Source organism: Cysteiniphilum sp. (assembly GCF_057495195.1).
This window is the reverse complement of the sequence record NZ_JBXTEF010000086.1, coordinates 1-9,744: the sequence shown is the minus strand read 5'-3', so window position 1 is coordinate 9,744 and position 9,744 is coordinate 1. Positions and strand designations below refer to the sequence as shown.

Below are 9,744 nucleotides of genomic sequence, written 5' to 3'. Positions count from 1 at the left end.
GGAAAAGCATTTGTTTTTCAAAAACTGAGCTAATGCATGACACGGTGATTGGTCTTTAATATCAATCGAGTTGAGTGGGGACGAAACATATAAAATGCTAAAGTAGCACACCACCAAGATCAATTACGTCGTTAGCAGTTGGCTAAGCTAAACTCAAAAATCAATGCTTACTGCGATTTACCTCTTCTGCTAAGGCGGTTACCTCTTCGATTGGTAGATTAGTACAGTCAACCACCAATTGAACTTCTAACCCCCTTAAAAGCATATTTCGAGCTGTTGCTAGGTGAGCTAAATGCGCTCCTTCAGCCTTACCTTCAGCCTTACCTTCAGCCTTACCCAAAAGCACTCCTTGTAATTTTGCTTCATCTTGCCAACGCTGTAATATACTCATAAGTTCACCACCTGTTTTATTGTCTATTACTTTGATTAATCGCCCTATACTTTCAGGGTCTTTATTCTTTCTCGTTTCTACGTAAGATAATACAACATTTAAGAAGTCTACGCCACCACTCAAGAAGTAATAAACAGATTGAGGATGCTGCTCGATGAAGTCTATTAGCTTCTCAGCAAAATCTTCATCACGCGCATGTCTTAGTAAATACTCGAAGTACAACGTAGGCGGCAACTTGGCTATGTCCTCATCTTTTGTTATCGTTAAGTCAATCAAATTAAATGGCTTAAATGCGTATTGCTTGGCAAGCTCCACGTCTTCAAAACAATCCAATAAATCATTACTATATGGGTAAGGTGATTGTTCACCATGGTAAATCACACATGGCAAAATAATTGGCAACTTCTTATTACCTTGCGCCAAGTGCATTTGCATTATTTGCAAACTGTACTCCAACAGTCTAAAAGACATCATTTCATCAGGTGTTGATTGCGGTTCATACAAAAAATAAACGTAACCGTCACTGTTTTTGATATTGCAAGAATAAAGCACGTCACATGCAACATGCCGCAAGTCTTTTTGGATAAACTCTGTCGGTCTATTTTGAAAGCTATCAAAATCAATCAATGCAACAATCTCTTTTGAATAATGGCTTTTAGTCAACGCCTTTGCTCGATCTGCGTCGGCAAGGTTTGCCTTTGTGAATGCATCATGCGGTTTAGCTATTTTGTTATGGCTATTCATTATTTGCTTAAAACATTAGGGTTATCTCTGGGCTTATTATATCACTAGTTTTGATGTAAAACCTCAGCAAATAGTTATGATAGAATCAGTTATTGACTAATTCTACATACTTCACAATCACACATTTATGATTAAATGCCAAACCTAATGCTAATACTCGTTTGACCTGTGGTTGAGCGTTTAGCTCTGTAATATAATTTTTTGTTACAATTTGCGCTAATGCTTTATCTGCTAATAACTCAAGATTTTGGCTATCATCTTCCTTGGCATGTTTAAACTCCATCACAATCCCGATGTCATTCTTGTGATTACTCACCAAGGGATAGAGCAACACATCAGCAAAACCAAAGCCTGTTTCACTATTGGAATGCACGATATGCGTTGATCTTAGTGATGCAATCAAACTCTTAGCAGTTTCTTTGCTAATGGGCTTAACAGCAATGCAACCACACCAATAATCAATCCATAGCTACCTACTTGATTAAATACACTGCCATAAGCCTCAGCCTGTACTGACGTGACGCCACCAACATCGGTTAATGCGCCAATGATTGCACCAATTAAATATGCAAAGGATGATTTTAACAAAAACAGGCCCATAACTAACCCACTGATATCCAATGGTGAGACTTTGCTCAATGCAGAATAAGCCACTGGGGATATGGCTAATTCGCCGATTGATAGCACAAAATATCCTAGGACGATAAACCACAAACTACCTGTTAATGCTGCCATTGAAAAACAATACATCCCAAGACTTGCGGCAATGACACCAAGCGCCATCTTGGCGGTAGCATTGGGATTCCATACTGACCATAGTTTAGCAATGACTAGTCCAAAGAATACAATTACTAGCGGGTTAAGTGACAAAAACCATGAGCTTGGAATTTCAAATAAATCAAAAAAGTTTCTATCAATTGTTCGCTCTGTAAGCAACACTACGGTGCTTCCAGTTTGTTCCATCAACGCAAAATAAACCATACCAAGCACACCTAGCCATAATACAACGTAAAGTGTTCTAAAGTATTCACCGCCCTTTCTAAAACCTTTGTAGATAATGTACGCAATAACCATAAGCGCAATGGCGCTAATGATAAAGGTCATCGACCCAACACCTTCTGTGAAATATAAATACATCGCCACAAGAGGCACACTTAAAATCGTCATGACTACTGTTGTATAAAACTTAAATGCATTAATTTGGCGCGTCTCAATGAAGTAATTGCGCTTGTCGCCAAAAAGGAAAAAACCAAGCCCTAGCAACATACCAAATGCCGCCGTTAAAAAACCAGTCTCTGGCGACACCCAAGTATAAACCGCTGGCACTAATAGCGTTGAAATAAATGAGCCTAAATTAACCCCCATGTAAAAGATTGTATAACCAACATCTTTCCTTGGGTCTTCTTTATCGTACAAAAGCCCTAAGAGATTTTGCATATTGGCTTTAAAAAAGCCTGTACCAATGGCGATAGCTGATAATCCTAAATGAATAAAGTCTGGAATAGCAAACATCAGTATATGACCAATGGCAATAATAAATGCACCAAGCTTAACACTACGCTTGGTGCCTAAATAGCTATCAGCAAGAAACGCACCTAACACCGGTGTCATATAGACAATAGCGGCATATGCGCCATATAAAACATAAGCTGATGTATCTGAAAAACCTAAATAATTGACAAGATATAGCACAAGAATTGCTCGCATACCATAATAGCTAAAGCGCTCCCACACTTCCACAGCGAATAAATACCATATCCCAACAGGATGTTTTTTATGTGTTAGACCGATTGATTTCATTATATTTTTCCTCCCCATTATGTATCACTCAAATAGCAATAAATACCCACTCAGCATCGTTTAAATGCCAAACAAGTTCAACTCTCAAATCACTAACGGCGTTTGCACACAACAAACCCAACCAAAAAGCTCATCGGGATGACATACACGGCCCAGTACCATAAATAATCAATCTCATCAAAGTAAATATAACAAAGCACACCACCGACAAATCCCGTTAGCATACTCACCAGACTTGAGAGGCTATTGGCTTTTTCATAATAAAAACCGGCTAATAATGAGAATGCTAATGCCGCAATTGGAATATTCATTAACACCATTTTTTGGAAAATCTGATCAATAAAGACATTAGCCAAAACATAAGAAATCACCGCAATAATGCTCGTAATCATAATGCTTTGAGTGAGTGATGTGTTAATGACTACTTGCGTGCGATGCGCAATTAAAATCGATGCCATCGTGTTCCATAATCCAGCGAGTGTAGTCGCTGCAATAAAAAACAAAACAGTGTAACTTAACCCTTGCCAAATCGGCGGTAAATAACTGCTAATCAATAATGGAATTGCCTCTTGAGGGCTGCTTAATGTATTGACTTTAGCTGATATGACGCTAGCAACTTCGATGGCAAGAGCATAAATACAAGCAATCAAAAGTGCCGCAATAACAACCGAAACAAATGCCACTCTAGCTGTTCTGGCAGTAAATATCTTTTGTCCGTACCAAGGCGCCAATATATACGTAAACATCGTAATGATAATGAGTGAAATAAGCATTGATGTTGGTAGTTTTATCGTAGGTATATTGGCAGTAGCATCTGGAATAGCATGTGCATAATAAAGCCACGCCGGAATAATCACCAGTGTTAATATAAAACTAAACACATCCAAACGAATAATAGATTTTATGCCACCTCTGAGTGTTAAGCACAACATCAACAAGCAAAAACCACCACTGATCAGCCATTGACTGGCACCAGGAAATAAAGGAGCAAAAATCAAAGTCAATGATTTAACGTAGTTGGCACTAAATCCAAGCATTGCCATTAACAGGATCACAGCAGCAATATAGCCAATCGCAGAGTTATAGCGCCTAGCAAAAAAAGTCGTGACAGTAACGCCATCAAACTGCTTCCATTTTTTCGCGACACTGATGGCATAAAATAATAAGCCAACAAGAAAAACCAAGGCTAAACTTATTGCTGAACTGCCATAAGAGGCACCCAAAGAAGCAAAGCCAATTAGCGTTGAGGTATTAAGCTCCGTCATCACTAAAGTTGCGATCAATGCAAAGGTTGATGTTTGCCTATTCGCAACAAAATACTGTATCGATGAGCCTGTTTTTAACGACTTTTTGAAACTTAAAATGATGATGACTAAGAAGACACCAAAACCAATCGTCACTATCATTTAGCTAACCTTTTGTATTTAAGTTCCAATCATAGTCTTGATAGCCAATATTAATAGTTGGTTGTTTTAGCAAATTTTGCAGCTTTTGATCACGGACAAAGTAGCCAATAAAGGCAAACATTTGTGATTGATCGCCAAAATCACTGCCATACCACTGAAATATTTTAGACAACAGCAGTTTATTATCTTGCAGTAAAAGTCCTTTTGAACTGTTAATAAATGCGAAGAAGGTTGCATTTAGTTGCGCATTGATTTCTTTACCAGTATAAGCTTTTGCACTTAAATCCGGACAACCTAATGAAGCACAATTTACTGCGGCATGAATACGTGGGTCATTCCAAATAGGGCGTAAAATGCGATGTTCGATGTCATTAAGTGTTAGCTTGATTGCCTCTACTGTAATCATAGGGGTGTCCCATACCTGAGTTTGCCCTAGCCAATTTTGCTCAATTTGTGTGATGCTTGTCACTTTAGGATTTTTCAAAATCACATCAACGGTTAGTATATTATACAGATTAATCCAATAAGCTAATTGCTCATCGCGGTTATATCGGCTGATTTTAATCTGTGATAAATGCTTGATAGTCTTTGCTAATAGTGCTTTATCTGCGGCTGATACTTGTTGATATTGAAAATAAGATTGAGCATTTTCAAGCACCAGATATTTATTTAACATTTCCTGCCAAATGCCGTAATCAATCACTTGAGTCGCTAAAGGATCAAATAGCACCCATTGCTGCCAGTAGTCTTTCTTAGGTGCGGCTTGCACCGTGTTGAATAATGTCACTGAGAGTATAAAACATAAGAAGAATAAAGCTGCCAAAACACGTGAGAAAAGGGGAAAAATGGGAAAGCTACTTATTTTTTTCATAAAGACTCCTGTTGGTATTGATAAAACTGATATGCCCTAAAAATCATTGTCCACCATACTAAAACAGTAAATACCACACCTAAAATCAATACGTAATCAGGCAATAGCATCATTAAAATAAAAAAGATAAAAGACTCCGCACGTTCCATTAATCCAGAACTGTAATGAAAGCTCTTCTCTGATTGCTTGTCTGAAAAAATACCAACCAATAAGAAACTACTAATACACATCAACATCGACATCGACATCAACAGACAAATCAAGCCAAGGCTTGGATCACGCAAAAACAAAGCTATAACAATCGATGACTCAACCAGTCTATCGCTTAATATGTCCAAAACGGTGCCAAAGGCTGTGCTATTGTTTTGAAGGCGTGCAACTGAGCCATCCAATATATCCAAATAACCAGAAAGAAGTAACAATACTACGTCTAAATACGAATAATCCATACTCAGAAAGCCCGCTGCGATCAAGCCAACAATCAATGCACAAATGGTAATTCCATTAGCTGAAAGATAGCGCCCACCAAGACTTAAAGCAGGTTTGACAAAGATTCTCTGAAAAGCTGGACGCAAGCTTGATTCAATCATAAATCACTCCGAGACTAAAACCACTTCAATAACAAACGAACAAATCGACGTGTTTTAGCACCATATAACTTAGGCGTGTAAAAGCTACCTGCAGTGCGCTTACTTAACTCACTCAACGTCGGATATGGTGCAATGAAACTTGCCATATGTTTGACTTTTAGCTTATTTTTAATGGCGATTGTCCATGGTGTAATAAGCTCTCCGGCATTCTCACCCACAATCGAAACGCCCAATATATGACCTTTACTAGTGACTGCCACTTTGATTAGACCATTGGTTGCGTGATTTGCTTGTGCCCGATCATTATCGGCAAAGCTTAATTGTAATATTTGGGCTCCCTGTTTTTCAGCTTCTTTAATCGCTAATCCCGTATGTGCAATCTCAGGTGTGGTATATGTCACCCAAGGAAAGCTGGAATAATCAACTTTAGCCGGCAGTTTAAACAACATATTCTGAATAACGATGCCTGCATGATAACCTGCCATATGTGTAAATTGTAATGGGCTGGCAATATCTCCAATAGCATAAATATGTTTATGATTAGTGCGTAAGCGTTTATCGACATTAACGCCATGTGGCGAATAGGCAACACCTGCTTTATCCAAATCAAGTTTCTCAATATTTGGCATGCGCCCTGTCGCCATTAAAACATGGGATGCTTGAAGTTGTTTTTGTTGGCCATTATGTTCGTAATCAATATATTTAATATCATTATTATCTTGGCTAAATGATTGAATTTTTACATTCGTCATAACATCGATACCAAGCTTGACAAATTCATCCATCACGATGGCTTTGCAATCACTATCGGCAGGACCCAGTATTTCAGAGGCCGCTTCCACCAATGTCACCTGTGAACCAAGTAAAGCATAGCTTTGGGCTAGCTCACAACCTATTGGACCGGCACCAACAATCACTAAATGTTGTGGCAATTCGGTTAAATCAAAAATTGTTTCATTCGTCAGATAGTCAATCTCAGATAATCCTACCAATGGCAAAATACGTGCACGTGATCCGGTTGCTAATACAATGTATTTTGCTGTGATACGATACTCACCTGCTTCAACTGTTTTTGCATTGATAAAACGAGCACTGGCATTAATCACCTGAACACCAAACGACTCAAAGCGTTCAACCGAGTCATGCGGCTCAATTGTCGCAATCACTTGATGAATGTGCGCATGAACCGCTTTGAAGTCAACCTCTCCATGCGCTTTGATTCCAAACTGTGACGCTTTGTTTATATAATGTTGTATGCGTGCTGCTTCAATCAATGCTTTGGATGGTACGCAACCATAGTTCAAACAGTCGCCACCCATTTTACCTCCTTCGCACAGCACCACTTGAGCACCCATTTGTGCAGCACCTGCGGCAACGGACAAACCACCTGATCCGCCACCAATAACGCAAATATCTGTTTGTATGTTTTTTATCATATCTCTACTCATTCTATTATCTAGTCCTTCTTTACTGCTTGTTTATGGTTACTTTTTTAGGACTATTTTTTAGCTTTTGATAAACAATCGGCAAGATCGATAAAATTGCCAACCCGATAATCGGCAACAAGACCTGTGGCGAAAGTATGATAGCGGTATTAATCGATTGCCCTTGAGATAAGGTATATCCTAAACCACTACCAACCCAAGCATAAATAAGTGATCCTGGCAGAATTCCTAAAAAAGTACCTACGATATAATTATAAAGTTTAACATTAAAAACACCGGCGGCAATATTGATCATAAAAAAAGGAAATATTGGCAAAAATCGTAAGAATAAAAAAGTCCTAAGAGTAAAATAATCACTGGCCAATATTTTTTAACTTTATTCATATAAGCTCCTGAAATTAATGCGTTAAACAGGCGAATCGATTATCAGGTACTGCAAATGGTATCAAATCAGAATATGCCCATTGGACTTCTTTCCAGATTTCATTAACACGTGCGTCACGACCACAGCCAACACGATAATAGAATGAACACCCTAAGACTTTGTTAAGGGTAGCTTTTATCAAAATTCAACTTGATAAAAGCGCAAGAAATGCTAAGCGAAAAATTCTGTAAAATGGTTTATGATGAGTGTCAAATTAATTAAAGGCATTACAAATATGACTCATATCAAACTCATCGTTGGTCTTGGCAATATTGGCAGTCAATATGAAGGCACACGCCACAATGCTGGGCAATGGTTTTTAGAAGCAGTTGCCGATAAATTCAACTTAACACTAACAAATGATAGTAAATTCCATGGCGCTACAGCACAGACACAAATTGGCGCAAACAAGCTTTGGCTTTTATACCCACATACCTTCATGAATAAAAGTGGTTTAGCGGTATCTAAATTAGCTCAATTTTATAAGATCACCCCAGATGAAATCTTAGTTGCACATGATGAACTTGACTTACCTTGCGAACAAATTCGTCTTAAAAAAGGCGGAGGACACGGTGGGCACAATGGCTTAAGAGATATTGATGCATCTCTTGGCACACGTGATTATCACCGCTTGCGCATCGGCATTGATCACCCAGGGGATCGCAATAAAGTCATAGGTTATGTACTAGGTAAACCATCGCTTGATGATAAAATTGCGATTGATCATAGCATTACACGTGCGATTTCTTATCTAGACGATATAATACAGGGCAATCATCAAAGTGTGATGAATAAACTTCACCAGAAATAAAAATTAAATAAGAATTAAATAACAATAAAGTAAGGGTTTTATCATGGGTTTTAAATGTGGCATCGTTGGACTGCCTAACGTTGGCAAATCAACACTATTTAATGCATTAACAAAAGCAGGCATTCAAGCAGAGAACTATCCATTTTGTACGATTGAACCAAATGTCGGCATGGTTTCAGTCCCTGATCCACGTCTAGATCAATTATCCAATATTGTTAATCCACAAAAAGTGATCGCGGCAACGATGGAGTTTGTTGATATCGCGGGGCTTGTTGCAGGAGCCTCCAAGGGCGAAGGCTTAGGGAATAAGTTCTTAGCCAATATTCGTGAAACCGATGCGATAGCTCATGTTGTACGTTGCTTTAATAATGATGATGTCATCCACGTTGCCGGACAAGTCAATCCAATTGACGATATTCAGACTATTAATACTGAGCTTTTACTTGCCGATATTGAAAGCGTTGACAAAACGATACAACGCGTACAGAAACTTGCTAAAAGTGCCAACAAAGAGGCCAAATTACAGCTTGAGTTCTACCAAAGCCTCAAAGAGCATTTGGAGTCCGAGAAACCAGCGCGCAGCTTTGAGTTTAGTGATGAGCAAAGCACTTGGATCAAACAAACGCCACTATTAACAAACAAACCTACACTTTATATTGCTAACGTTGATGAATCTGGCTTTGATAATAATCCTTTACTTGACACAGTCATTGAGTTTGCCAAAGCAGATAATGCGGATGTCATTGCTGTATGCGCTGCCATTGAATCTGAGATTGCTGAGCTTGATGAGGATGAAAAAATGGAGTTTTTAAGTGATCTTGGTTTAGATGAGCCAGGGCTTAATCGTGTGATTCGCGCAGGATATAAACTATTACAACTACAAACTTACTTTACTGCAGGGGTGAAAGAGGTGCGCGCATGGACTATTCCTGTCGGTGCTACTGCCCCGCAAGCAGCCGGTAAAATACACACTGATTTTGAACGCGGATTTATTCGCGCTGAGGTCATTGGCTTTAATGATTATATTGAATACAGTGGCGAGAAAGGTGCTAAAGACGCCGGTAAAGCACGCTTAGAAGGTAAGGAATATATTGTTCACGATGGCGATGTTGTGCATTTTAGGTTTAATGTTTAAGTATAAAAAACAGAGACTGTTCGAGACTATTCACTAAATTTTACTAAAATTGAGACTGTTCACTCAACTGTGTCACCCTAAAGCTCAAGTTTTAACCGTTCAGGAAAAAAGATGTTGAGCTGTGAAA

The 9,744-nt window shown here is 38.7% G+C and carries 11 protein-coding genes; 2 read left to right on the top strand and 9 right to left on the bottom strand.

Annotated features, from left to right (window positions below; translation table 11 throughout):
• Positions 1 to 160 precede the first annotated feature (160 nt).
• From ACY10D_RS07940 to ACY10D_RS07900, 9 genes are all read right to left on the bottom strand, one after another.
• Entirely contained in the window at positions 161 to 1,135 is a 975-nt protein-coding gene (locus tag ACY10D_RS07940) for an Rpn family recombination-promoting nuclease/putative transposase (RefSeq protein WP_487000218.1), read from the bottom strand.
• Positions 1,136 to 1,220: 85 nt separating this feature from the next.
• A complete protein-coding gene (locus ACY10D_RS07935) occupies positions 1,221 to 1,538 on the bottom strand; it encodes a PD-(D/E)XK nuclease domain-containing protein (RefSeq protein WP_487000217.1) in 318 nt (105 codons plus the stop codon).
• A complete protein-coding gene (locus ACY10D_RS07930; RefSeq protein WP_487000216.1) occupies positions 1,535 to 2,935 on the bottom strand; it encodes a peptide MFS transporter in 1,401 nt (466 codons plus the stop codon). Before ACY10D_RS07930 ends, ACY10D_RS07935 begins: the two co-directional genes overlap by 4 nt.
• Before the next feature lie 92 nt (positions 2,936 to 3,027).
• Positions 3,028 to 4,341 carry a sodium:solute symporter family protein gene (locus ACY10D_RS07925; protein WP_487000215.1) on the bottom strand — a complete coding sequence of 438 codons (1,314 nt, stop codon included), beginning with the start codon at positions 4,339 to 4,341 and terminating at the stop codon, positions 3,028 to 3,030.
• Positions 4,342 to 4,345: 4 nt separating this feature from the next.
• On the bottom strand, positions 4,346 to 5,212 hold the full coding sequence (locus tag ACY10D_RS07920) for a DUF547 domain-containing protein (RefSeq protein ID WP_487000214.1): 867 nt from the start codon (positions 5,210 to 5,212) through the stop codon (positions 4,346 to 4,348).
• A complete protein-coding gene (locus tag ACY10D_RS07915; protein WP_487000213.1) occupies positions 5,209 to 5,802 on the bottom strand; it encodes a CDP-alcohol phosphatidyltransferase family protein in 594 nt (197 codons plus the stop codon). The genes ACY10D_RS07920 and ACY10D_RS07915 overlap by 4 nt, the downstream gene beginning before the upstream one ends.
• 14 nt (positions 5,803 to 5,816) lie before the next feature.
• Positions 5,817 to 7,238, bottom strand: coding sequence for a dihydrolipoyl dehydrogenase family protein (locus ACY10D_RS07910; protein ID WP_487000212.1), 1,422 nt, complete (start codon positions 7,236 to 7,238; stop codon positions 5,817 to 5,819).
• Positions 7,239 to 7,269: 31 nt separating this feature from the next.
• The gene (locus ACY10D_RS07905) at positions 7,270 to 7,611 is read right to left on the bottom strand and encodes a TVP38/TMEM64 family protein (RefSeq protein WP_487000211.1); all 342 of its coding nucleotides are present in this window, start codon (positions 7,609 to 7,611) and stop codon (positions 7,270 to 7,272) included.
• A 34-nt stretch (positions 7,612 to 7,645) separates the two neighbouring features.
• Positions 7,646 to 7,813, bottom strand: coding sequence for a hypothetical protein (locus tag ACY10D_RS07900; protein ID WP_487000210.1), 168 nt, complete (start codon positions 7,811 to 7,813; stop codon positions 7,646 to 7,648).
• A gap of 93 nt (positions 7,814 to 7,906) precedes the next feature.
• Between ACY10D_RS07900 and pth the strand changes: the two genes are divergently transcribed.
• The gene (gene pth / locus ACY10D_RS07895) at positions 7,907 to 8,482 is read left to right on the top strand and encodes an aminoacyl-tRNA hydrolase (protein ID WP_487000209.1); all 576 of its coding nucleotides are present in this window, start codon (positions 7,907 to 7,909) and stop codon (positions 8,480 to 8,482) included.
• Positions 8,483 to 8,525: 43 nt separating this feature from the next.
• Positions 8,526 to 9,617, top strand: a complete 1,092-nt coding sequence (gene ychF / locus ACY10D_RS07890; protein WP_487000208.1) for a redox-regulated ATPase YchF — start codon at positions 8,526 to 8,528, stop codon at positions 9,615 to 9,617.
• The last annotated feature ends 127 nt before the right edge of the window (positions 9,618 to 9,744 follow it).